The sequence below is a fragment of the Chitinophaga oryzae genome (assembly GCF_012516375.2).
Classification (GTDB): Bacteria; Bacteroidota; Bacteroidia; order Chitinophagales; family Chitinophagaceae; genus Chitinophaga; species Chitinophaga oryzae.
This window is the reverse complement of record NZ_CP051204.2, coordinates 5,691,951-5,715,624: the sequence shown is the minus strand read 5'-3', so window position 1 is coordinate 5,715,624 and position 23,674 is coordinate 5,691,951. Positions and strand designations below refer to the sequence as shown.

Genomic DNA, 23,674 nt, shown 5'->3' with positions numbered 1-23,674 from the left:
AAAATGCAAACAGGTGTAGTTAAATTTTTTAATGAAGCTAAAGGTTTTGGATTCATTAAAATCGAAGGAACAGGACAAGAAATTTTTGTTCACGTTTCTGGTATCAAAGAAAGCATCGGCGAAAATGACCGCGTAGTATTCGACGTGGAAGAAGGCAGAAAAGGCCCGAATGCTGTTAACGTAAGATTGGCATAACTTATTGAATAATAGTTTTGTTAAGGACTGCCCCGGCGTTTTGCCGGGGCAGTTTTTTTATGTCCGGGCATGAGTCCCGGTAACGATGGAAAATAAATTATATTTGCGGTTTCAATTTTAAATATCATGCCCCAACCTGATAATACAAATATCATCTTCCACCTGGCGGCAGATTTCATTAACCAGACAAACCGCCACGTGTTCCTGACCGGTAAAGCCGGTACAGGAAAGACGACGTTCCTGAAATATATCAAAGAACATACGAAGAAAAATACCGTGGTGGTAGCGCCTACCGGTGTGGCAGCGATCAATGCCGGCGGGGTTACCATGCACTCTTTTTTCCAGTTGCCCTTCGGACCGTTTATCCCGGGCAGCAAGCGCGGATTTGGCATGGATGGGATCAGCAGCACGGATAAACACAGCCTGTTCCGCAACATCCGTTTCACGAATGACAAAAAGGTGTTGTTACAGGAACTGGAACTGCTGATCATCGATGAGGTGAGTATGGTACGCTGTGATATGCTCGATGCGATCGACACCATCCTGCGGCACTTCCGTAATAAACCGCTGTTGCCATTCGGTGGCGTACAGGTGCTGTTCATCGGCGATCTGTACCAGCTGCCGCCGGTGGTGCCGGATTCTGAATGGCAGTTGCTCTCGGAGTATTACAACAGCTCCTTTTTCTTCGACGCCCGTGTCATCGACCAGGCGCCTCCGTTGTACATCGAGTTAAAAAAGATATACCGGCAGAACGAACAGCTGTTCATCGATGTGCTGAACCGCATCCGCAACAGTGAAGTGGAAGAAGAAGACCTGATGTTGCTCAACGACCGCTACGATCCTTATTTTAAAGGAGAAGACGGGGAATACATCGTATTGTCTACCCACAACCGCAAAGCGGATGATATCAACGCCCGCCGCCTGGCGGAAATGCCGGGAAAACTCTTCCGCTTTGAAGGCAGGATAGAAGGAGACTTCAGCGATAAGGCGCTGCCGACGGAGCTGGTGCTGCAACTGAAAATCGGTGCGCAGGTGATGTTCCTGAAAAATGATCTGGCGCAGCCCCGCCGTTATTATAATGGTAAGCTGGCGACGGTAACAGATATCGACGACGAAGAGATTACCTTGCTGCTGGCCGGTTCCCATGAAGAACTGAAACTGGCGAAAGAAACCTGGCGTAATATCCGTTACTCTTACAACCAGGAAGAAAACAGTATCGAAGAAGAAGAGATCGGCAGTTTTACGCAGTTTCCCATCCGGCTGGCATGGGCTATTACTATTCACAAAAGCCAGGGCCTTACTTTTGAAAAGGCCATTATTGATGCGGGGTATGCTTTTGCGCCCGGACAGGTATACGTGGCGCTGAGCCGCTGCACATCGCTGGAAGGGCTGGTGCTGCATTCACGCATTACCTACGGCAGCATCAAAACAGACCGCCAGGTGATCGAGTTTGCCGAAAAGGAAGTGGCGGCCAACGAACTGGTGGTGCTGCTGGAAATGGAGCGTAAGAAGTTCCAGGCCACCTCGCTGCTGCAGCTGTTTGACTGGTACCGTATGCAGGCCAACATCCGCAGTCACGCCGTATGGATACAGGACAAAAAAGTACCGGATATCGATGCGGCCTTACAGGTAAGCCGGCAGCTGACGGCGAAAACGGAGCAGCAGCAGGAAGTGGCCAACCGCTTTGTGGTGCAGCTGCACCAGTTGCTTGACACCACGGTGCAGACAGGAGAGACCGATCAGCTGGAAGAACGGGTAAACAAAGCCATCGGCTACTTTACCAAAAGCATATACGAAGATCTGATACTGCCTCTGCAGGAGCATATAGCGACGGTCAAAAAACAGAAATCGAAGAAGTACCTGTTGCAGTTGATGTCGCTGGAAGCGGATTGCTGGCAGAAATTACAGCAGGTATGGGAAGTGTCTTACGCCGACCTGGATTTTACCAAAGGGCTGAAAGACTATACGAAACTCAGAAACGCCGAAGCGGAAGGGACTGTCGCCGGAAAAAAAGGCGGTAAACCGGAAGCCAAAGGCAAAGTAGAGAAGGGGAGCAGCCGCAGGGGTACGCTGGAGCTGTACCTGGGCGGTAAGAACATCCCCGATATTGCCGTGGCGCGGCAACTGGCGGTAAGCACGGTAGAAAGCCACCTGGCCCAGTGCGTAGAGGCCGGAGAGCTGGACCTGTTCCGCTTTGTGCCGGAAGCAACGGTAAAACTGATCATGTCCCATATCCGCGAACTGGGCGCTACGGCCGCCGGACCTATCAAAGAGCGTGTAGGCCCCGCCGTGACCTTCGCAGAAATAAGGGCAGTACAATGGTATCTTAAAAAACAACAGGAAGAAGAGATTATGAAAGATTAAACCGACAGACGATGAAACTTAGCGTATTGGACCAATCACCGATCAGGAACGGCAGCAATGCCACGGAAGCCTTGCAGGAAAGCGTTGAGCTGGCCCGGCTGGCAGACAAACTGGGTTATACCCGTTATTGGTTATCAGAACATCACAACACCAACAGCCTGGCAGGAGCCTCCCCGGAGATACTGATCGCCCGGCTGGCCGCAGAAACGGAACGTATCCGCATCGGCTCAGGCGGCGTGATGCTCCCTAATCACAGTACCCTTAAAGTAGCAGAAAACTTCCGGTTGCTCGAAGCGTTATACCCCGGCCGTATAGACCTGGGCATTGGCCGCGCACCGGGTGGCGACCGTATCACGGCGCATATCCTCAATCCCTCCAATACCTTTGATCCCAAAGAGTTTGTGCAGCAGTTGGTAGATCTGCAGGCATGGCTCACCGATAAAGTCACCCCCGGCAGCTTACAGGAAAAAGTAAAAGCCATTCCGGTCATACCTTCCTCGCCCGACCTGTGGATGCTCACTTCCAGCGGCGAAAGCGGCCTGCTGGCGGCACATTTCGGTATGGCCCTCTCTTTTGCACATTTTATCTATCCGGTAGGCGGCCCGCAGGCGGTGGCCAGGTACCGTGAACAGTTCCGTCCCTCTCCACACCTCGCCGCCCCGCTGGCCAGCGTAGGCATTTTCGTGTTCTGCGCCGATACGGAGGAAAAAGCGGCTGAACTGGAGGCTGTGATGGACTATCGCCTGCTCAGCTTCGAAAAAGGGAAATACGACATCTTCCCCACCTACGAAGAAATCAAAGACATAGAATACAGTGCTGAAGAGCTGGCGCGGATAAGGGCCAACAGCGGCCGTCGTGTTTCCGGTACGCCGCCGCAGGTAAAAGCCCGCCTCGAACAGCTGGCGGCAGACTATGCGGTGGATGAACTGGTGATCGCCACCATTACCCAGGACCATGCCGACAGGCTCCGTTCCTACGAGCTGCTGGCGGAAGCCTTTCAGTTAAAACGATAAAATCACCGCATTTTATCATTAAAATATTTTTATATTTGTAACGGCTATGCATATAGCCGTTTTTTTTATCCTGTTACAGACTGAAAACCTGAGCTAAAACCATCTCCCTATGAAAAAACTCGTATTAGGCGCGGTTATTCTTACCGCCATGCTGACCGCCTGTTCCAAAAAAGACAAGAATGACAGCAATGATGACAATGTGCCGAAGCCGGAACAACCTGCGGTAACACCTAAAGACTCCCTGACAATATATAAAGACCTTGAGTTTGATGTGACAGGCACCAGTTCCACCGTGGGCGTCGCCTTCTCCACCAAAGACGGCAAAATGTATTACCGTGCCAACCTTCCTAAGGACGGCAAAAACATCGACCTGGTGTTTGCCGGGGTAGACCCGGGCAACCTGTTCTTCAGCAGCGCCACGGCCACCGCTTCCCATGGGTTTACGTTTGATAATGCCACAATTACGGAGATCATGAACTCCCCGTCGGTACAGGCATTCGATCCTGCTAAATTTGATACCCTGTCACACGGTTCCGCGCTCAGCAACCTGGCCGTTAAGGAGGACAACAGTTTTTTCTCTACTACCTACAGGGGCGTGGTGCTGTTCAAAAATGCCGCAGGAAAAACAGGTGTGATGAAGGTCTCCGCTGCCGATGGGCAACGGGTGAAAGTCACTATTAAAGTGCAGCCATAAAGCGAACAGTTACCTACATGACGGGCCGGGTTGGTAATACCATCCGGTCTTTTTATTTTGTACCAGTGAAAAATAAGCCAGTAACCGGTAAAAAAGAGGTAGGATTACTACGGTGGCTGCCGCTAAATTTGCACGTAAGGAATGACCATCAAAATCGCTACCACTGTGAAAGTCGGATTATTTATACCGTGTTATATTGACCAGTTTTACCCGCAGGTAGGCATAGCCACGCTGCAGCTGTTGCAGAAGCTGGGGTGTGAAGTGGAATACCCGCAGGGGCAAACCTGTTGCGGTCAGCCTATGGCCAATTCGGGCTATGAGCATCTGACGCATCAGTGCAACAGCCTTTTTGTCCGCAACTTTGCGGCCTATGATTATATTGTGGGGCCTTCCGGCAGCTGTGTGCTGCATATTAAAGAACACCTGCACGACCCGGCCCATGAACCGGCAGCCGCCGGCATACGGGAACGTATATATGAACTGACGGCTTTTCTGACAGATATATTAAAGGTAACGGCCTTGCCTGCACGTTTTCCGCACAAGGTGGGGCTGCACCAGAGCTGCCACGGGCAGCGCGGCCTCGGCCTGGCGCAGATGAGCGAGCTGGTGGCGGCGCCTTTCTCCAAGCCGGAGCAGCTGCTGCGTATGGTGGCTGGCCTGGAACTGGTAGAACTGGACCGCAAAGATGAATGCTGCGGCTTCGGCGGTACCTTCTGTGTTACAGAAGAGGCCGTTTCCGTGAAGATGGGCAAAGATCGTGTAACCGATCACGTTAAACACGGCGCGGAAGTCATCACCGGTACAGACGTTAGTTGTCTGATGCATATGGAAGGTATCCTCCGCCGGCAGCATCAGCCGGTAAGAGTGATGCATATTGCTGAAATCCTTAATCAACAGATCCCATGAACAGGCCAACCACCGATCACGCCACGCTGGCGGACAAGTTCAACGAAAACGAGCCAAGGGTCAACTGGCATGATGAAACGCTGTGGTGGGTAAGGGCCAAACGCGACCGCCAGGCCTGGAGTATTCCTGAATGGGAACAGCTGCGGGAAACCGCTTCTCAAATAAAGCTCAACGTGCTGGGTAACCTGCATGACTATCTGACGCAGTTTGAACAGCAGGCGATACAAAACGGCGCCGTTGTTCACTGGGCAGCGGATGCGGCGGAGCATAACCGTATCGTGACGGAGATCCTGAAGAAGCATGATGTAAAACGCATGGTGAAGAGCAAGTCCATGCTCACTGAGGAGTGTCATCTGAATCCGCACCTGCAGGCCAACGGCATCGAAGTGATCGATACCGACCTGGGCGAACGTATTGTGCAGCTGGCGGAAGAGCCGCCGAGCCATATTGTATTGCCCTGTATTCACAAAAAGAAGGAAGAGATAGGCGAGCTCTTTCATGAGCACCTGGGCACGCCTGCCGGTAACGCCGATCCGCAGTTCCTTACCGCGGCAGCGCGCCAGCACCTGCGTAAGGAGTTCCTGCAATCCAAAGCCGCTATTACCGGCGTGAACTTCGCGGTGGCGGAAACGGGTGAGATGGTGGTTTGCACCAATGAAGGCAATGCCGATATGGGCGCCCACCTCGCGGATGTACATATCGCCTGTATGGGCATTGAAAAGATCATTCCCCGGCGCAAACACCTGGGCGTGTTCCTGCGGCTGCTGGCACGGAGCGCCACCGGGCAGCCTATCACCACTTATTCCAGCCACTTCAGGCAACCGGCTCCCGGCAGGGAACTGCATATCGTGATCGTGGATAACGGCCGCTCCCGGCAGCTGGGCCGCGAAGATTTCCGCAACTCCCTGAAATGTATCCGGTGCGGCGCCTGCATGAATACCTGCCCGGTATACCGTCGCAGCGGCGGCCACAGTTATCATACGGCCGTTGCCGGCCCTATCGGCAGCATCCTGGCGCCCAATCTTGATATGAAAGATTACGCCGACCTGCCTTTTGCCTCCACGCTCTGCGGTTCCTGCTCCAATGTCTGCCCCGTAAAGATCGACATCCATCAGCAGTTATATAAGTGGAGACAGGTCCTGGTAAAGGAAGGACATACCAGCGGTATGAAAACCGCCGGTATGAAGATGATGAACGCCGTACTGTCCAAACCCGGTAACTATAAAAGAGCCGGTAAGATGGGACGCTGGGTGTTACGCGCTTTCCCGGGAATGGTCAACAATCGTTTTAATCCGTGGTTTAAACAAAGGGAGATGCCGGCGCCGCCTGCGCAGTCATTCTCCGAATGGTATGCACAACAACCTTCAACAAAAAATAAGCAACCCTGAATAATATATTGATATGAGTAGCAGAGAACAGATACTGGCCGCCGTGAAGAAAAATCAGCCCGATGCTGTAACATTGCCTTCCCTGCAAGGGCTGTCAGGCAACATGCCGGCTACCCCGGAAGCTTATCGCAAAGTGCTGGAAAGCCTCGGTGGCAGCCTGTTTGAGATTACTGATACCGCGCAGGTGCCTGGCCTGTTGAAGGAACATTATCCCCATCTTCAAAGGGTCGTGTTCGCTGATGATAAACAGGAATGGGTACACGAAGATCCGCATCAGCTGGAAGATGTGGACATGGCCGTGGTGACCGGACAGTGGGGCGTGGCCGAGAACGGCGCCATCTGGCTGACGGAAAATGATATAGCCGTGAGAGTACTGCCTTTCATCTGCCAGCATCTCGCTATCATCTTACCACGGGAACGCATACTGGCAACCATGCACGATGCCTATGAAAAAATCGGTGCACCCCAATCCGGTTTCGGCGTATTTATTGCAGGCCCATCCAAAACAGCTGACATAGAGCAATCCCTCGTATTAGGCGCCCATGGCGCAAAAAGTCTGGTCGTGTTTGTTTTAGGTTAAATTCATTTTTAACTGTACGTTTATTCAAAAAATCACTTACTTTTATAAATGAAAAGATGGTTTTTCATCAGAAAATCATCGTTTTATGAAAGTTGGTATGGTGTTTGTTTTCACTGGCCGTCACAAGAACAACTTTAGTAAGTTCTGTTTAAACCATATCGCGAATAATACTTTAACCATATAGCGAACATAAGTTAACCGGAAAAATTGAAAGACCATGTATCAGTTATTTAGTGTGCCAGCGCGTGCAGGAGTACATATCGAGAATGAATGTCTGCAAAACAATCTATCATGTGTGAAGGTATTTCGCCTGTCCTCCAGTCCCGATATCAGCCGTTGTTGTTGAAGTAGTCTGTTTTTAAATAGCCTGTAAAGTTAGTTGTCCATATAAACCTGTATGAATACAGGAGACAATTGACCTTGCAGCCGGCGGGTTTTCGTACTTGCCTTTATCATCTTGTCAGTATTGAATTGGTTGGAGCTACTTACCATGCAGAGTAAAAAAAAATTAATAGTTTACTTTTTCATAATAGTAGATATCAAAATTTAGTGTTTACTTTGCATAACTTGAAAAACCGAAAAATGCGAACCAAACCGTAAGCTATCTGACCGGAGAGTTAAAGCGCTTCTATGAAAACCACCCGCGCGCTACTTTACCAGATTGGACGAGCATATATTTCTTAACCGTATCTATTATTGAAACCTATGGTGAACAAATCATCATGGATTACCCCGTCATGGCTTATATTACTGCTTGACCTTGGGTGCTCCGTCATCGCCATCAATCTTGCCTTCCTGCTCAGGCTGAATTTTGATATGGAGGCCCTCACTCCGTATCCGCTCGAAGAGATCTCCTTTATTGTATTAGGTGTGACGCTGATGTTGTCTTTGCTGTTGCGAACGTACCGTGGTATCGTCCGGCATACCAGCCTGGCAGACATCGGCAACATCGCTTGTATGAATGTTATAGCCAGCGCCATTTTTGTGACCATCAACTATAGCCACGTACTGGATGCAGACGTTAATCTTTTCCCATTGTCAGTGGTCCTGATCGGCTTTTTTATCTCCTCCTTCCTGCTGTTATCTTATCGCCTGATGGTCAAATGGGTGTTTAAGTATTATAAGAACTTCCGCGCAGTCAATAAAACCAGGGCAGCCATCTACCATACAGGTCTTTCCAGTATCATGCTGCGTAAGGCTATCAACGATAATCCGGAAGCGGATATACGCATTGTGGCCTTTCTTGCGGATACCAATGCACATGCAGGCAAATCCATCGAAGGATTGCCGGTATATGCCTCCCGTAAAGGGCAGTTATTCAAAATGCTGAGAGAAGGGAAAGTGTCTCTTTTACTGATACCGGATGATCATCTGGATGCGCAACATCTCAATGAACTGGTTGAAGAATGTATAACGTTGAATATAAGAGTACAAAAGATCATCTCTGTGAATCAATGGATAGACGGTACACAAAATAAAGGTATACAGTTGAAAGACATTAATATTGAAGATCTGCTGGAAAGATCTGTTATCGATATCAAAAATGAAAAGCTGGAAGCAGAGATCCGTGATAAGAGCATCCTGGTAACCGGCGCTGCCGGCTCTATCGGCAGCGAAATTGTCCGCCAGGTGATCCGGTATCAGCCGGCAGTGATTGTTCTGTGCGACAAGGCGGAATCGCCGTTGCATGAGCTGGAACTGGAGATGGCGGAAATGGGCACCAATATTCCCATCATTCCTTTTATCGGAAACGTGTGCGACAGGTCGCGCATGCAGCAGCTGTTTGAGATATACGCACCCGCTATCGTATATCACGCCGCCGCTTATAAGCATGTGCCCATGATGGAAAAGAATCCTTCTATCGCAGTGATGAACAATGTGCTGGGCACTAAGGTCATGGCGGAATTGTCAGTAGAATTTGGCGTGGAGAAATTTGTGATGGTGTCTACTGACAAGGCGGTAAATCCTACCAACGTAATGGGCGCTTCCAAACGCATCGCAGAAATATTCACCCAATCCTACAACAACAGGATAAACGAACAGTTTAAAAAAACCGGTCCGGTATTTGGCTTACCGCCCACCCGTTTTATCACTACCCGCTTCGGGAATGTGCTCGGGTCCAACGGTTCGGTGATACCGCGCTTTAAAAAACAACTGGAAAACGGCGGACCGCTCACGGTTACCCATCCTGAAATCACCCGGTATTTCATGACCATCCCGGAAGCCTGCCAGCTCGTACTGGAAGCAGGCGCCATGGGACAAGGCGGAGAGATCTTTGTATTCGATATGGGTAAACCAATGAAAGTTGCTGACCTGGCCCGGAAGATGATCCGGATGGCCGGAAAAGAACCGGGAAGGGATATCCAGATCGTATATTCAGGCCTGCGGCCAGGAGAAAAACTGTATGAAGAGTTATTGAATAATGCAGAAAATACATTGCCCACCTATCACGAAAAAATACTGATTGCGAAGGTGCGGAGTTATAGTTTTTCAGAAGTAGACAAAAAGGTAACGCAGTTGATCGCATCTGCAGAAAAACACTATTTAACACCTACAGTTGCTTTAATGAAAATGCTGGTGCCGGAGTTTATCAGTAAGAACTCCGCGTACGAAGAACTGGATAAAGATAAAATTAAAATGTAACAGACGGAAGCGCAGCTTTTGTTACTGATGGGCATAAAATTTGCCCAGCTGCAGCTTCTCATTTGCAAAACTGTCAATTAGATATGAGTCTTATCAACAGGAAGTTCGGCTTCCGTTTAAACACCATTTTTAAAAGGTGCAAGGGTACGTATTATCATTTAGCAGGAATCATTTGCCTGTTCCTGTTTTCATGTTCGGCGCCTAAAAACGTAACTTATTTCAGAGACATACCCGATTCGCTTGGGTCAAAAGAAGTGGAACAGGCGTTGTATAAAACACCGCTGGTACAGGTGGATGATATCCTGCAAGTGACTATTCAAACGCTGGACCCTGGCGCCACCGCATTGTTAAATCAACAGAATGCCCCGTCATGGCCTTCCACAGCGACAGCTACCGGAGGCGCGGGCAATATCAGCGGATATCTGGTTGACAAGGATGGTAATATCGTGTTGCCATTGATTGGCAAAATGCAGGTGAAAGGTAAATCAACAGAAGAAGTAAGAGCTGCGGTTACCGAAAAGGCCGCCCAGTTTTACAAGGACCCGGTTGTTAATGTAAGATTCGTTAACTTTAAAATAACTGTACTTGGTGAAGTAGCAAGGCCGTCAACCTATGTGATGCCTAATGAAAAAGTAACCTTATTGGATGCTATCGGTATGGCGGGTGACCTTACTATTTATGGAAAACGCGAAAATGTATTATTGATCAGGGAGAAAGAAGGTAAAAAAGAATTTGTCAGATTTAACCTGAATAATACAAACCTGTTTACATCTCCCTACTATTATTTGCAACAGGGAGATGTGGTATATGTTGAACCGAATAAGTCAAAGGTTGTATCAACGGACGCATCGCGATTGAAGAATATTACTATTATCACCTCCGCGATCACTTTGCTGGTGGTAATATTAACGAGGGTCAAGTTCTAATTTTTTAAAGCACTTACATGTACGAGAATAACAATTCAAATAATCCATTTTCTTTAAACGGTAACACGCCTGTTGCGCAGCAGCAGGATAGTGTATTCGACCTGAGAAAAGTACTGGATATATTGGGATCATACTGGTATCTCTTCCTGTTGAGTTTTCTTTTGACAGGTACTGCTGCCTGGCTGTACCTGCGTTACTCAACGCCGAGCTATAAGATCAGCGCCAAAATACTGGTGCAGGATGATAAAAAGGGCGGAAACCTGCCCGGGGAAGAGATCCTCAGCCAGTTGGAATTGTTCAATACCAAAAGCAGCGTAGATAACGAAGTGGAGATACTTAGTTCACGTTCTATTATGGAAAGTGTTGTGAGAGATCTTCAGCTGAATGTGATGTATGTCGCTGACGGCCGCGTGAAGAAAACGGAACAATACCGGAACATGCCTTTTTCATTTAAGTGGCTTAGCCTGAGCGACAGCCTGACTGCCATGAATTATACCATCCGCCCGGTCAATGAAAAGAAATTCTCACTGAGCCGTGCCAATCTCACCAGGGAAGGGTCCTGGAACGATACGCTGCATTTGCCGGAAGGGGTCGTGTTTATACAGCGGAATCCGTTGTATGCATTCGTACATCCTGAATATTATGTAAAAGTAGTTTCCATAGACCAGGCCGTGGGAAAATACAGATCGCTGGTGACCATGGCGGTCCCCAACAAGCAGGTGAGCACGGTAGACCTGAGCATCACGGATGGTATACCTGAAAGGGGAGAAGCGGTGCTTAACAAACTGATTGAAGAATACATGAAGGCCAGCGTGGAAGATAAAAACAGGATCGCAGACAGCACAATTGCCTTTATTGATAATCGCCTGGTGATCGTAACCAAAGAACTCTCCGGCGTTGAAAAAGATATACAGCAGTTTAAACAGTCAAACCAGGTGGCTGACCTGGAAGAACAGGCAAAGTTGTTGGTTTCCAGTACCGGCGATTTTTCCAAACAACTGCTGGACCAGCAGGTAAGGCTGAATATTGTTGAGTCTATGCAGAAGTATATGCAGGACGAAGCCAACAATAAACGCGTGGTGCCTTCCTCCCTGGTCGTACAGGACCCTTCTTTCCTCGGACTGGTAGAGCGCTATAACACGCTGCAGCTGGAAAGGGAAAGACAATTGTTGTCTACCACCGAAAGTAACCCGCTGATAAAAAATATTGATCAGCAATTGCAAGGATTGCGCGGTGACCTGAACACCAGTCTCGGATCGCTGAAAAGCAGCATTCAGATCGGTATCGACGAACTGCAGCGCAGCTCCGGCAGCCTGAATAAAAAAATTGCACAGGTACCCGCCAAAGAACGCCTGTTCCTGGATTTTTCACGGCAACAGGCCATTAAGCAGGAACTTTACCTTTTCCTGCTGAAGAAAAGAGAGGAATCTGCTTTGTCAAAATCGTCAAATCTGGCGGTAGCCAGGATCATCGATCCGGCAAAGAGCGACGCCCTTCCGTTTAAACCCAAGCGGCTTTTAATTTACCTGCTGGCGATGGTGGCAGGGATAGTATTGCCTTCCGTGGGCCTTTACGTAAAAGAACTGCTGAATATCCGGGTGACCAACAAGAAAGATATTACCGGCGCCACTAAAGTGCCCATCATTGGCGAGATCGGACATGCGCAGAACAAAGAAATGGTGGTGGCCAAAAGGGATAATGTAACGCCTGTTGCGGAACAGTTCAGGGCGCTGCGTACTAACCTGCAGTTTATACTCGCCGGCCCGCAGCAAAAGGTGATCCTGCTGACATCCAGCATGAGCGGTGAAGGCAAGTCCTTCGTGGCCGCAAACCTGGCCGCTGTACTGGCGCTCTCAGGGAAAAAAGTGGTGTTACTGGAAATGGACCTTCGTAAACCGAAGCTTTCCGATAAACTGGGCGTGAACAATATGACCGGGTTTAGCACCTATGCCATCGGCAAAAGTATGCTGGAGGAAGTTATCAGACCTTCGGGCATACATGAGAACTGCTTTATCATTTCTTCCGGGCCGATACCGCCCAATCCTGCGGAACTCTTACTCCTGGAGCAAACAGAAATGATGTTCACCAAACTCAGGGAGAAGTTTGATTATATCGTGGTGGACACAGCTCCTGTTGGCCTGGTGACGGATGCGCAGTTATTGGCGCGTTTCGCTGACGCTACACTCTACCTCGTTCGTCAGGGCACCACCTTTAAGCAGCAGCTGCAGATTCCGGGAGACCTGGCTGCCCAGCGGAAAATGCCAAAAATAAGCCTCATCGTAAACGATGTGAAGGCCGGCCGCAGTTACGGCTATGGCTACGGCTATGGTTACGGCTACGGGTATGCTGAAACACAGCGTAAAGGCGTGGCCGGACGCATTAAAAGATTGATCGGAAAATCATAATATCTTTATCTGAAAAAAAACTGGAAAATAATAGTCAACTATGAATCAGGAAACTAGGATTGCAATCATTGGACTAGGTTACGTAGGATTGCCTTTAGCAGTGGAATTTGCGAAAAAATATAAAACTTTTGGCTTTGATATCAATAAAGCCAGGATCGCAGAATTAATGAGCGGATCAGACCATACGCTGGAAGTAGCGGAAGATGATCTGAAAAAAGTAATCACCGCCGATCCGGAAGCCGCTACAGGACTTTTTTGTACCAATGAACTGGAGGCCATTAAATCAGCGAATTACTTTATTGTTACCGTGCCTACACCGGTAGACAAACATAACCGGCCCGATCTTACACCGCTGTACCGGGCCAGTGAAACAGTGGGTAAGGTGCTGAAGAAAGGGGATACTGTCATTTATGAATCCACCGTGTATCCCGGTGTGACCGAAGATGAATGCGTACCCGTGCTGGAGAAAGTATCCGGACTGCGGTTTAATACCGATTTTTTTGCAGGCTATTCCCCTGAACGTATTAACCCGGGCGATAAGGAACACACTGTTACCAAAATTCTGAAAGTAACCTCCGGTTCTACTCCTGAAGTGGCGGAAAAGGTGGACCAGTTGTATAAATCAATCATTGTTGCCGGTACATTTAAAGCCACTTCCATTAAGGTGGCGGAAGCCGCGAAGGTAATTGAGAATGCACAGCGTGATATCAATATTGCCTTCGTAAATGAACTGGCTAAGATATTTAACCTCCTCGAAATCGATACTGCAGATGTACTGGCTGCTGCCGGTACGAAATGGAACTTTCTGAAGTTCAGGCCGGGCCTGGTGGGAGGGCACTGTATTGGTGTTGACCCTTATTACCTGGCCCAAAAAGCACAGGAAGCCGGTTATCATCCTGAGATCATCCTGGCTGGCCGTCGCGTAAATGACGGTATCGGTGCTTATGTGGCGCACGAACTCGTAAGACTGATGATCAAGAAAGAAGTCCGTGTAAAAGGCTCCAATATCCTCGTGCTCGGCGTTACGTTTAAAGAAAACTGCCCGGACGTACGTAATACCAAAGTGGTAGATATTCTCAATACACTGAAAGGCTACGATGTTAATATTTCCATTTGCGATCCGTGGGCCGATCCCGCAGATGTAAAACATGAATACAACTGGGATTGCATGAAGTCCGTCAACACTGAAAATAAATTTGACGCAGTGTTGCTGGCAGTGGCACATAATGAGTTCAGCGAACTGAACATAAAATCGATGTGTAAGGACAATGCGGTGATCTATGATGTTAAAGGCATTTTGCCCAAAGAACTGGTAGACGCAAGACTCTAATCCCATACCCTCAAGAAAAAAAGGATATACTATATCTAGCTGATTATGTACGAAAAACCTTTCCATACGCAAGACCTTTCCGCCTCCACCTTTCTGGTGACCGGAGGCGCCGGGTTTATTGGCTCCAATATCGTTGAGTACCTGCTTAAATATGGAGCTGCAAAAGTGCGTGTACTGGATAATTTCTCTACCGGGTCCCGTGAAAACATACAACCGTTTCTCGATAATAAAGCCTTTGAACTGCTGGAGGGCGATATCCGCGATGCCAACATATGCCGGCAGGCGCTGGAAGGGATGGATTATGTCACCCATCAGGCTGCGCTGGGCTCTGTGCCGCGTTCGATCAATGATCCTGTTACCACCAACGAGGTAAATATTTCAGGTTTCCTGAACGTGCTCGTGGCCGCCCGTGACGCCAAAGTGAAACGGATGGTATATGCAGCCAGCTCCAGCACCTATGGTGATCATCCGGGCCTGCCGAAAGTGGAAGACCTCATCGGTAATCCGCTTTCGCCATATGCCGTGACCAAATATGTCAATGAACTGTATGCCTCCGTATTTTCCAGGGTGTATGAATTCCATCCGGTAGGACTAAGATACTTTAACGTGTTTGGCCCGCGGCAAAATCCTAAAGGGGCCTACGCTGCCGTTATCCCCTTGTTTATAGATGCCGCATTGCAAAAAAAGGCCCCTGTGATCAATGGTGACGGGGAAACCAGCAGGGACTTCACTTTTGTTGAAAATGCCGTGCAGGCGAATATAAAGGCATTGCTGGCTGAAAACATACATACGGCGGAGATCATCAATATCGCTTTTGGTGAAAGGACCACCCTGAACCAGTTATGGCAGATGGTGAGCGGGTGTGCAAAAATCAACATTACGCCCGAATACGGCGCTGAGCGAAAAGGAGATGTGAAACACAGTCTGGCAGATATTTCCAAAGCCCGCCAACTTATCGGCTACAACCCGGAAATAAGCGTGGCCCAGGGGCTGCAGCTCACTTACAGCTGGCTCGAACGTATCAGTATCTGATTAAAGCTATTATCATGGAAACAAAAATGAATAGAGTATTATTAGTATTTGGTACACGCCCGGAGGCTATCAAAATGTGCCCGTTGATCAAAGAGCTGGAAAAGTATCCGGAGATCTTCGAGGTGAAAGTATGCGTAACCGGGCAGCATCGTGAAATGCTTGACCAGGTGCTGAATATATTTAATGTGCAACCCGATTATGATCTCAAGATCATGAAGCAGGGACAGGACCTTTTTGATGTTACTGTTGGCGTACTCTCCGGCATGAGAGAAGTGCTGGATGATGCTAAACCCGATGTCGTACTGGTACACGGGGACACAACTACTTCTACGGCAGCCGCCATGGCCGCATTCTATAAACAGATCCCGGTTGCCCACGTAGAGGCCGGCCTGAGAACGCATAACATGTATAGTCCGTGGCCGGAAGAAATGAACCGTAGCATCACCGGACGTATTGCCACCTACCATTTTGCGCCGACAAAAATTTCCCGGCAAAACCTGCTGGATGAAAACATCAGCAGCGAACAGGTATTTGTTACCGGCAACACCGTATTGGATGCCTTGCACCTGGTACTGGAAAGAATTAAAAATGACGCGGAAGTGCAGACAGGTATAGAAGCGCTGCTGGTGCAACATGGCCTTACTTTACCTTTATTGGCGGCCTGGAACGGCAACAATAGCGAAGGCAGAAGGTTAGTGCTCATTACAGGGCACCGCCGCGAAAACTTCGGCGACGGCTTCAGGAGCATCTGCCGGGCGATCAAAAAGCTGGCGGAAAATTATCCGCAGGTGGATTTTGTTTACCCGGTACATCTTAATCCGAATGTCCGTAAACCAGTCAATGAGATCCTTGGAGAAGCGGCATTACCTAATGTACATATCATTGCACCGCTCGACTATCTTCCTTTTGTTTACCTGATGAACAAAAGCACCCTTATATTAACAGACAGCGGCGGCGTACAGGAAGAGGCGCCGGGTCTCGGAAAACCGGTACTGGTGATGCGCAATACCACCGAAAGACCGGAAGCCGTAACAGCAGGCACCGTAAAGCTCGTGGGAGTGGATGAAGATAAAATATACGATGAAGTGAGTGTGCTGCTGGACAACAAAGATGCTTATGATCAGATGGCACAGGCCGTAAATCCTTACGGCGATGGCAAGGCATGTCAGCGTATAGCCAGGATGCTTAACAAAGAGGTCGTCATTGAACAATTCATATAATTATCATCACAGTGAGTATCCTAAGCAGAAAACTGAAAACCCTGATAAAAAAGATCTATAGCTGGGCTAATGATACCCCGCTCTCTTCATTTAAACTGGGGGTGAATGTAGTCATTGCACAGGGAATCAAAGCTACTTTTCCGGAAAAGGTGCACTTCGGCGATCACATATATATAGGTCCCGGCGCCTTGCTGTCCAGCCAGGGCGGCCTGTACATCGGTTCCGGCGTAGTGATAGGTCCCAATGTAAGCATTTACACCGCTAATCACCGCTATGAAGGTGCAACGGCCATACCCTATGATGGCGCCACTGTTCTGAAACCCGTTCATATCAGGGAGAATGTATGGATAGGTGGCAGTGTGATGATCGTGCCCGGCGTAACGATCGGCGAAGGCGCTATTGTGGGCGGCGGCGCGGTGGTTACAAAGGATGTTCCGCCCATGGCAGTCGTTGGCGGAAACCCGGCCAGGGTGATCAAGATGAGGGATGAGGAAACATATCAGCAATTGAAACAACAGCAGCAAATCTATATGCACCTGAAACAGAAGGGGCAGGTAAAATATTTCGAAATAGAGGGGTGATCCTGTTGAATCTTCCACAGGACCTGAAACGAACATACATAGCAATGAAACAAAGCACGGATAACATACTGCTGACTGGCTTTTTCGGCGCCGGAAACGTAGGGGATGAAGCTGTTTCCCTGGCAGTTTACGAAGGCGTGAAAGAACAATTACCGGGTGCGAAATTCAGCATAGTAACACGCGACCCGGCCTATACCAGAAATTTTACAGGTATTACAGCGGCGAAAGCTGTAAAAGGTTTTTACCCGTCGCACGATTTCTGGCTGCGGATGCGCAGCCATATCAGCAGCGTGAAAAAAAGTGACCTGATCGTGATCGGAGGAGGAGGAATCCTGCAGGATGTGCACAGCTGGACAACCATTCCGGCGTTTCTCATTCCTGCCTGTATCGGGATACTGTACAACCGCAACATCATCACGGTAGGCATCGGGGTAGGCCCTGTTAAAAACAGGTGGTTGAAGGAGCTGATCAGCTTTACCTGTAACAGGATGGCGAAGGTCCAGGTCAGAGACGAAAAAAGTAAGAAAGTACTGATAGAATGTGGCGTACAGGCAGATAAAATAACGGTGACGGCAGATGTAGTGCCCTCACTGGATGTGAAACACCATGTGTCTGCTCAGCAGGTACCGGGGCCGGCCCCGGTGGTGGCGCTGGCGTTCAGAAAATGGCCCGATCTCGATGAAGAGGGACTGGTGGCTATCTGCACCCGGCTGATTGAAAATGGCGTGCATATCAGGATGCTGGGCTATGAGTCTGTTCATGACAAAAAATTTTATGAGCAGCTGATCATGAAATTTGAACCCCGGCATCAGGGAAAAATCAGCATACACGTCCCCGCTGACCTGAAAGACGCCATGCAGGAAGTAAAGAATGCAGATTTCCTGCTCTCTATGCGTTTGCATGGATGTGTTTTTGCCGCAGCTATTGGCACCAGTTTTTATGCAGTGCCGTACGATCATAAAGTGACTGAGTTTATGCGCAGGCTGTCCCTGGAAGACAGGATGATCGCCATGGACGCACTTTCTGCGGAATATGCTGATAAAATACTGGACGATCTGAAAGTTAAAAACGCCGGTAAGGCATGGTCAGGCGCATTTGATATACAACAACAGCTTTCCCGCAGCAATTTTACAGTCGTACAGGAAGTGCTGGATAATAAAACCAACTACTCCCGGAAGGATAAGCTGGCCGCCCTGAGATGGATCGGGAAACTGTTGATGAAGGGATTCGGCACACAGCTGCAAAGACCTTTCAGATTCGTTTTAAGAAAAATAACAAAATAGGAAATCATGAAGGTGTTAATAACAACACAACAGCGGATACCTCATTCTGGCGGACTAAGTACCCATGTCGAAATCCTGATACAGGAACTGAGATCGAACGGGCACGAAGTCAGAATGATTCAGGGGGGCATGATACAGCCGCCCAAATGGAAAAAAGGCATCCGTAAACTGCTGACGCTCGGTAATCAGAATAAGTTTGTGAGCCGGAACTTCCGGGAGGCGCTTCTTCGTCTCCGCCGGCTGGCAGAACAAGAGATTGACCGGTTCAGGCCGGATGTTATCCATACGCATGATGTATATGCCTCCTATGCTGTACTGCAATGCAGTAACCTCAACGGTCTGCCCGTGATTCAGACAGTCCACGGACCAGCGCTGTATGAAGCACAGATGGGAGGGGTAGACAAACTGCCGGCCTATAAACAACTGATCATGGATTGCGAAGCGCTCACGTTTAAAAAAGCGCAGCACTTTATCGCAGTAGACAGCGGCCAGGCAGATATCCTGAAAAAAGATTACGGCGTATCACCTGCCAAAATTGATGTGATGTTCAACTGTGTGCATGTAGGCGAGGTGAGGCGATTGGCAGAAGCACAGATAGACCTGCCGGTGAAGCAGCCATATTTCCTGGTTCCCCGGCGCCTGGTGGAAAAAACAGGGGTGCGCTATGCTATTGAAGCATTGGCACAGGTGAAAGACTCACAATGCCAGCTTGCCATAGCAGGGCAGGGGCCTTTAAGAAAGGAACTGGAAGACCTGGTAGGCAGCCTTAATATTGCTTCCCGCGTGGTTTTCCTGGGCCCTGTGCCGAGGAACAGGCTGTTGCCGCTGTTTGCTAAAGCACAGGGTGTAATCGTACCCTCTGTACCTGCAAGCGGCGTTATCGAAGCTACCTCGCTGGCCGTAACAGAAGCAATGGCTGCGGGCACAGTGCCGGTGGCGTCGGGTATCGGCGGACTGGCGGAGCTGATCGCGCACAATGACACCGGTCTGCTGGTCAAGCCCGCTAATGCACAGGAGCTGGCCAACGCCATGGACCTGCTCCTTAAAGACAACGGGCTGCGTAACCAGTTGATAAAAAACGCCACGGAGAAAGTAGAAGGAGATTATTCTTCCGAAACCTGGGCCAAAAAGATCGTTCAGATTTACAAGAAATATGCTAAATAGTTTATGAGTTTTTTACGGAAAAGTATATTTGTTACCGGTGGCCAGATGGCAGGCATCCTCCTGAACATGCTGGCCGGAGTAATATACTCCAGGGCCTTAGGCCCTAACGGTATGGGGCAGTATGAACTATTTCGCTCTTCCCAGATGGTAGTGGTTACTTTTCTTTCATTGGGTATGGGTAATGCCAGCATTTATTTCCTGAACAACCTGAAATACACACCTCGCCACATCGTATCCAATACAACAAAAGTCTCCCTGCTGTTCGGCCTGTTGCTGATAGTAGGGTTTACCGCTGCGATTTTTTTTAATCCCGGTTATTTCGGAGAGATCTCTTTCATTATCGCATTGCTTTTTGCGATGGGGTCTGCCGCACTTGTAAACATTACGACACTAAGACCTGTACTGGTAGCGCAACTCGCCTCTAAAAGAATGGTGATGGTAGATATGCTGCCCCGTATCATCATCCTGCTGAGCGGTGTACTGATGCTTTGTATTCACCAGAAAAGCCCGGGATTTGCCATCACCGCCCTGGGAATAGGGAATGCAGCGGCTTGCTGTGCCCTCTTCTATTTTCTGAAGGAACACATCGATTTGCGGGCGCCGCTTGACTGGAAAACGCTGGGCGCTCTGCTGAAATACAGCATCAAGCTGTCGGCCTCCAGTTTCCTGTATGTGCTCACGGCGAATGTAACGGTGATGTTACTACGTTATTCGCAGCTGGAGAACTTCAGCCAGGTGGGCTTATACACCAGGGCGGTAGCTATCAGCGGAATGATCACCATCATTCCTTCTACTGTCGGGCCGCTGTTATATGCAAAATGGGCGGGACTGAAAGGCGATTTGCTCACTAACCAGGCACAGTTTGCTATGCGGGTCAGCTCTTCTATCAGTTTTGCCATCTCCGCGGTGGTATTCCTTTTCAGCCGGCAGATCATTCATTTGTTGTATGGTCCTGCATTTTATGGCGCTAATGTTGCATTACGCATTCTTGCGCCCTCGTTGGTGTTTATTACCATCACCAGTATCTGCAACAACCTGCTGGCCGGCGATGGTAAAGCAACCATCACCATGTATATCCTGGCCGTGACTTTTACTATCGTGGCCGGCGTAACCTGGCTCACCGTAGGAAGACTGGGAATAGAAGGGGCGGCCCTTGCGGTATTGTGCGGAAATGTTTTTTCTGCTGTGGCCAACCTGGTGGTATGCAACAGGCATTATGGGCTCAATTTTGCGAAATGCGTAGGGATAAGGCCATCAGACGTAAAGACCCTGATGAAATCCTTAAAATTCAGATGACTTTTTTCTGTATGAAACAAACAGTAACAGATATGAGTAAAAATAATGGTCAGGAGAAGATCAGACTAGGTTTCTTTTTCGACGGAGGAGAAGGAGGGGGCGTAGTGGAATACGTACGTTTGCTGTTGACGAATATCGACAGAAGCCGGTTTACGGCTATCGGTATTTACCTGGGAAATGGCCCCAGCCATGAGGCGCTGAAACATATCTTCGACGAAACGACCATATTGACCAACAAGCGCCTGGTAAACGTAGGCAGTGGTAAAACCAGGATGCAGCGGTTGAAAATGAATACCTCCAAACTGCTCACCGCCGTTAAGGGGACCCGGTTACTGGCCCGCGCCATGAAAAAGCACCGTATCGATATTATGGACGTAAACTATTTCCCGCTGCATATACTGGCGGGGATAGCCAGCCGCATGACAGGCGTTCCTTGCCTGTGGCACTGGCACGGTGCAGGCAGGCCAACAGGCATGCGGGCTAACATGACTGCCTTTGGCGCCCGGTTCTTCTGTGATAAAATTGCCTCCATTACCCACTTTGTACATAACAGCCTGCCGGAAGCAGCAAGAAAAAAATCCGAACTGGTCTATAACGGGGTAGATACAACGAAAATTTCAGGCTCCGTTGTCAATGGCCACTTGCTGAAACTGGCAGGGGTAGATGAAAACACCACCCTGGTGGGCATACTCGGTACGGTGTCCCCCTTCAAAGGACACGCCTATTTTATTAAAGCAGCAGACATTGTGCTGCGGCAATATCCCGATGTCCGCTTTGTGATCATCGGCCGGGAATCAGCCACGCAAAAAATAAAAGTAGGCTTTGAAGCACAGCTGAGAAAGGAAGTGAAAGAAATGAACAGGGAGCGGGAAATTCTGTTCCTGGGATATGTTGCTGATCCTTACAAATACCTCCGGGATTGTAAAATTATCTGCACACCCACTATTCCGTATATGAATTTTCTGGGAGAAGGTTTTGGCCTGGCTGCCGCTGAATGTATGGCAGCAGGGGTGGCCGTGGTGGCTACCAAACTGGGATCTTTCCCTGAAATCATTGAGCATGGGAAAAATGGACTGCTGACGGAACCGAAGGATCCTGCCGCGCTGGCGGACGCTATCATGGAATTGTTGGCCGACGAACCGAAAAGAAAAAATATAGCCATGGCTGCCCGGCAGCATATCGCCGAAAACTTTGACATAAAAGGTACCAGCAGGAAAATGGAACAGCTATACGAACGCCTGGTTTAAATGTTAACATCAATCATATTATTGGGATGGCTATTGTAGTGATTTTGTTTTTTTTGTTCATGATGTATAAAACTGCATTGAATCCAATGACAGGGTTCATTTTTATGTGGTTTGCCATATGGTTGTATCCCAATTCTTTGTTGTACGGAACATTGCCATTGAATATACGGTTCGATGACATATTCGTGTTTTTTACGTTTGTGGTATGCGTCTATAAGAAGCCTGCCGGCGTCAGGGTATGGGGGTTAAGTACTTTCCGGCTCGCATTGGTATGGTGGCTGCTGCATCTGCTCGGAAATATCAACGGCATGCTGTATGGCGGATGGGGCGCTGTGCAGGAAGTAGTGAAATTCCTGCTGAAGGCGGCTTATGTGCCGATGACTGTTGCTATCGCCGCTTCTTTGTTAAATAGTTATGCAGATGTAAAACTGTTTATCAAATGGTTGCTGATTGCCGGCGCTGCTGCCGCACTGCTGGGAGCGGGCACCGTGGTGGCGCCCCGCGCGTTTGGCATCTTCCTGATTCCCAACCAGGACCTCTCTGCCGGCGAAATGCTGGAAAATATGGAAGGCGCCATGGAGCTGGCCAGAAGGGCCAGGGGCTCTGTTGGCACCATGGCCAGCTCTGCTATCTGCCTGTTTCTCTCGGTCTTGTCACTGCACCTGCTGGCAACGAAACACTATGTTTTCCAAAGCAAAAAATTCCTGATCCCGGTTTTTATCATCATCCTGCTTGGATTGGCATATACCCAAAGCCGCGGCCCGATGCTGGCCTTCGCGCTGACCGCCACCATTATCCTCTTCAGGTCGGAAAACAAAGGCATACTGGTAGGAGCACTGGTGGTGGGACTGTTGCTGATGGTAACGGACAACCCCGTGCGGGAGCTGGTAACAGCCAGGTTTACCGGCGCCACCGGCGCTACGGCAGACAGCGGGCTGGACAAACGCTCGGAAGTATGGAGCATGTTCCTGGAAAAATTCGATCCGATACTGCTCTTTAATGGCATAGGGGCTGTAATGTCCAAATACATTTATCGCGCCACCGCGCATAACACCTACCTCGGCGCAGTCATCTACAACGGCATATGGGGCGTGTGTATGTTTTTCGTGATCGTGGTAAGGTCCATTAAATACAGCAGTAAGCTGATCCGGTGTAAACAGGAGGTCCTGTCAGATATTTTTGGGCATTATTTCCCGCTGGCATTACTGTTTATGCTGGTCATCGGTATGAGTATCGAAGACTTTCAGAACACAATATGTATGCAGCTATACTTATTGTTTATGCTCATCTGTGAAAAATTGATAAGGGCAAATGAGGCGGCCGCTGAAACCGCCGGGAAAACCGGTAAAGCGACGCTGATGCCGCTTGAAGTACAATTGAATTAATTGACTGTTCTATCAGACTCTA

Annotated in this window: 19 protein-coding genes; all 19 read left to right on the top strand. The window is 49.0% G+C overall.

Going from position 1 to position 23,674, the window contains the following annotated elements:
• The first annotated feature begins 3 nt into the window (after positions 1 to 3).
• The 19 genes from HF324_RS22505 (at position 4) to HF324_RS22415 (ending at position 23,652) form a co-directional block, all read left to right on the top strand.
• Positions 4 to 195, top strand: coding sequence for a cold-shock protein (locus tag HF324_RS22505; protein WP_078668260.1), 192 nt, complete (start codon positions 4 to 6; stop codon positions 193 to 195).
• A 126-nt stretch (positions 196 to 321) separates the two neighbouring features.
• On the top strand, positions 322 to 2,559 hold the full coding sequence (locus HF324_RS22500) for a helix-turn-helix domain-containing protein (RefSeq protein WP_168804638.1): 2,238 nt from the start codon (positions 322 to 324) through the stop codon (positions 2,557 to 2,559).
• An 11-nt stretch (positions 2,560 to 2,570) separates the two neighbouring features.
• Positions 2,571 to 3,572 (top strand): LLM class flavin-dependent oxidoreductase, encoded by a 1,002-nt coding sequence (locus HF324_RS22495; protein ID WP_168804637.1) that lies wholly within the window; start codon positions 2,571 to 2,573, stop codon positions 3,570 to 3,572.
• 109 nt (positions 3,573 to 3,681) lie between these two features.
• Complete coding sequence (locus HF324_RS22490) at positions 3,682 to 4,266, top strand: hypothetical protein (RefSeq protein WP_168804636.1); 585 nt, start codon at positions 3,682 to 3,684, stop codon at positions 4,264 to 4,266.
• 141 nt (positions 4,267 to 4,407) lie between these two features.
• Positions 4,408 to 5,172, top strand: a complete 765-nt coding sequence (locus HF324_RS22485; protein ID WP_258539177.1) for a (Fe-S)-binding protein — start codon at positions 4,408 to 4,410, stop codon at positions 5,170 to 5,172.
• Positions 5,169 to 6,560, top strand: coding sequence for a lactate utilization protein B (locus HF324_RS22480; protein WP_168804635.1), 1,392 nt, complete (start codon positions 5,169 to 5,171; stop codon positions 6,558 to 6,560). Before HF324_RS22485 ends, HF324_RS22480 begins: the two co-directional genes overlap by 4 nt.
• Before the next feature lie 13 nt (positions 6,561 to 6,573).
• The gene (locus HF324_RS22475; protein ID WP_168804634.1) at positions 6,574 to 7,140 is read left to right on the top strand and encodes a LutC/YkgG family protein; all 567 of its coding nucleotides are present in this window, start codon (positions 6,574 to 6,576) and stop codon (positions 7,138 to 7,140) included.
• Between the two features lie 705 nt (positions 7,141 to 7,845).
• Positions 7,846 to 9,783 carry a polysaccharide biosynthesis protein gene (locus tag HF324_RS22470; protein ID WP_246269613.1) on the top strand — a complete coding sequence of 646 codons (1,938 nt, stop codon included), beginning with the start codon at positions 7,846 to 7,848 and terminating at the stop codon, positions 9,781 to 9,783.
• Between the two features lie 62 nt (positions 9,784 to 9,845).
• A complete protein-coding gene (locus tag HF324_RS22465) occupies positions 9,846 to 10,709 on the top strand; it encodes a polysaccharide biosynthesis/export family protein (protein WP_258539176.1) in 864 nt (287 codons plus the stop codon).
• Positions 10,710 to 10,726: 17 nt separating this feature from the next.
• A complete protein-coding gene (locus HF324_RS22460) occupies positions 10,727 to 13,114 on the top strand; it encodes a GumC family protein (RefSeq protein WP_168860881.1) in 2,388 nt (795 codons plus the stop codon).
• 40 nt (positions 13,115 to 13,154) lie between these two features.
• Positions 13,155 to 14,444, top strand: coding sequence for a nucleotide sugar dehydrogenase (locus HF324_RS22455; protein ID WP_168860880.1), 1,290 nt, complete (start codon positions 13,155 to 13,157; stop codon positions 14,442 to 14,444).
• A gap of 45 nt (positions 14,445 to 14,489) precedes the next feature.
• Positions 14,490 to 15,476 carry an SDR family oxidoreductase gene (locus tag HF324_RS22450; protein ID WP_168804631.1) on the top strand — a complete coding sequence of 329 codons (987 nt, stop codon included), beginning with the start codon at positions 14,490 to 14,492 and terminating at the stop codon, positions 15,474 to 15,476.
• Positions 15,477 to 15,490: 14 nt separating this feature from the next.
• Positions 15,491 to 16,696, top strand: coding sequence for a non-hydrolyzing UDP-N-acetylglucosamine 2-epimerase (gene wecB, locus HF324_RS22445; protein WP_309475630.1), 1,206 nt, complete (start codon positions 15,491 to 15,493; stop codon positions 16,694 to 16,696).
• Between the two features lie 11 nt (positions 16,697 to 16,707).
• Positions 16,708 to 17,277, top strand: a complete 570-nt coding sequence (locus HF324_RS33800) for an acyltransferase (RefSeq protein ID WP_309475629.1) — start codon at positions 16,708 to 16,710, stop codon at positions 17,275 to 17,277.
• A 44-nt stretch (positions 17,278 to 17,321) separates the two neighbouring features.
• A complete protein-coding gene (locus HF324_RS22435) occupies positions 17,322 to 18,560 on the top strand; it encodes a polysaccharide pyruvyl transferase family protein (RefSeq protein ID WP_168804629.1) in 1,239 nt (412 codons plus the stop codon).
• A gap of 6 nt (positions 18,561 to 18,566) precedes the next feature.
• Positions 18,567 to 19,724 carry a glycosyltransferase family 4 protein gene (locus tag HF324_RS22430; protein WP_168804628.1) on the top strand — a complete coding sequence of 386 codons (1,158 nt, stop codon included), beginning with the start codon at positions 18,567 to 18,569 and terminating at the stop codon, positions 19,722 to 19,724.
• Between the two features lie 3 nt (positions 19,725 to 19,727).
• On the top strand, positions 19,728 to 21,020 hold the full coding sequence (locus HF324_RS22425) for an oligosaccharide flippase family protein (RefSeq protein WP_168804627.1): 1,293 nt from the start codon (positions 19,728 to 19,730) through the stop codon (positions 21,018 to 21,020).
• A gap of 32 nt (positions 21,021 to 21,052) precedes the next feature.
• Entirely contained in the window at positions 21,053 to 22,267 is a 1,215-nt protein-coding gene (locus HF324_RS22420) for a glycosyltransferase (RefSeq protein WP_168860878.1), read from the top strand.
• An 86-nt stretch (positions 22,268 to 22,353) separates the two neighbouring features.
• A complete protein-coding gene (locus HF324_RS22415; protein ID WP_168860877.1) occupies positions 22,354 to 23,652 on the top strand; it encodes an O-antigen ligase family protein in 1,299 nt (432 codons plus the stop codon).
• The last annotated feature ends 22 nt before the right edge of the window (positions 23,653 to 23,674 follow it).

Bases quoted from the DNA above. Each gene is read 5' to 3' on its own strand.
- HF324_RS22505 (WP_078668260.1), top strand. From the start codon at position 4: ATGCAAACAGGTGTAGTTAAATTTTTTAATGAAGCTAAAGGTTTTGGA.
- HF324_RS22460 (WP_168860881.1), top strand. From the start codon at position 10,727: ATGTACGAGAATAACAATTCAAATAATCCATTTTCTTTAAACGGTAAC.
- HF324_RS22500 (WP_168804638.1), top strand. From the start codon at position 322: ATGCCCCAACCTGATAATACAAATATCATCTTCCACCTGGCGGCAGAT.
- HF324_RS22485 (WP_258539177.1), top strand. From the start codon at position 4,408: ATGACCATCAAAATCGCTACCACTGTGAAAGTCGGATTATTTATACCG.
- HF324_RS22450 (WP_168804631.1), top strand. From the start codon at position 14,490: ATGTACGAAAAACCTTTCCATACGCAAGACCTTTCCGCCTCCACCTTT.
- HF324_RS22435 (WP_168804629.1), top strand. From the start codon at position 17,322: ATGAAACAAAGCACGGATAACATACTGCTGACTGGCTTTTTCGGCGCC.
- HF324_RS22420 (WP_168860878.1), top strand. From the start codon at position 21,053: ATGAGTAAAAATAATGGTCAGGAGAAGATCAGACTAGGTTTCTTTTTC.
- HF324_RS22495 (WP_168804637.1), top strand. From the start codon at position 2,571: ATGAAACTTAGCGTATTGGACCAATCACCGATCAGGAACGGCAGCAAT.
- HF324_RS22490 (WP_168804636.1), top strand. From the start codon at position 3,682: ATGAAAAAACTCGTATTAGGCGCGGTTATTCTTACCGCCATGCTGACC.
- wecB (WP_309475630.1), top strand. From the start codon at position 15,491: ATGGAAACAAAAATGAATAGAGTATTATTAGTATTTGGTACACGCCCG.
- HF324_RS22475 (WP_168804634.1), top strand. From the start codon at position 6,574: ATGAGTAGCAGAGAACAGATACTGGCCGCCGTGAAGAAAAATCAGCCC.
- HF324_RS22455 (WP_168860880.1), top strand. From the start codon at position 13,155: ATGAATCAGGAAACTAGGATTGCAATCATTGGACTAGGTTACGTAGGA.
- HF324_RS22480 (WP_168804635.1), top strand. From the start codon at position 5,169: ATGAACAGGCCAACCACCGATCACGCCACGCTGGCGGACAAGTTCAAC.
- HF324_RS22415 (WP_168860877.1), top strand. From the start codon at position 22,354: ATGACAGGGTTCATTTTTATGTGGTTTGCCATATGGTTGTATCCCAAT.
- HF324_RS22470 (WP_246269613.1), top strand. From the start codon at position 7,846: ATGGTGAACAAATCATCATGGATTACCCCGTCATGGCTTATATTACTG.
- HF324_RS22425 (WP_168804627.1), top strand. From the start codon at position 19,728: ATGAGTTTTTTACGGAAAAGTATATTTGTTACCGGTGGCCAGATGGCA.
- HF324_RS22430 (WP_168804628.1), top strand. From the start codon at position 18,567: ATGAAGGTGTTAATAACAACACAACAGCGGATACCTCATTCTGGCGGA.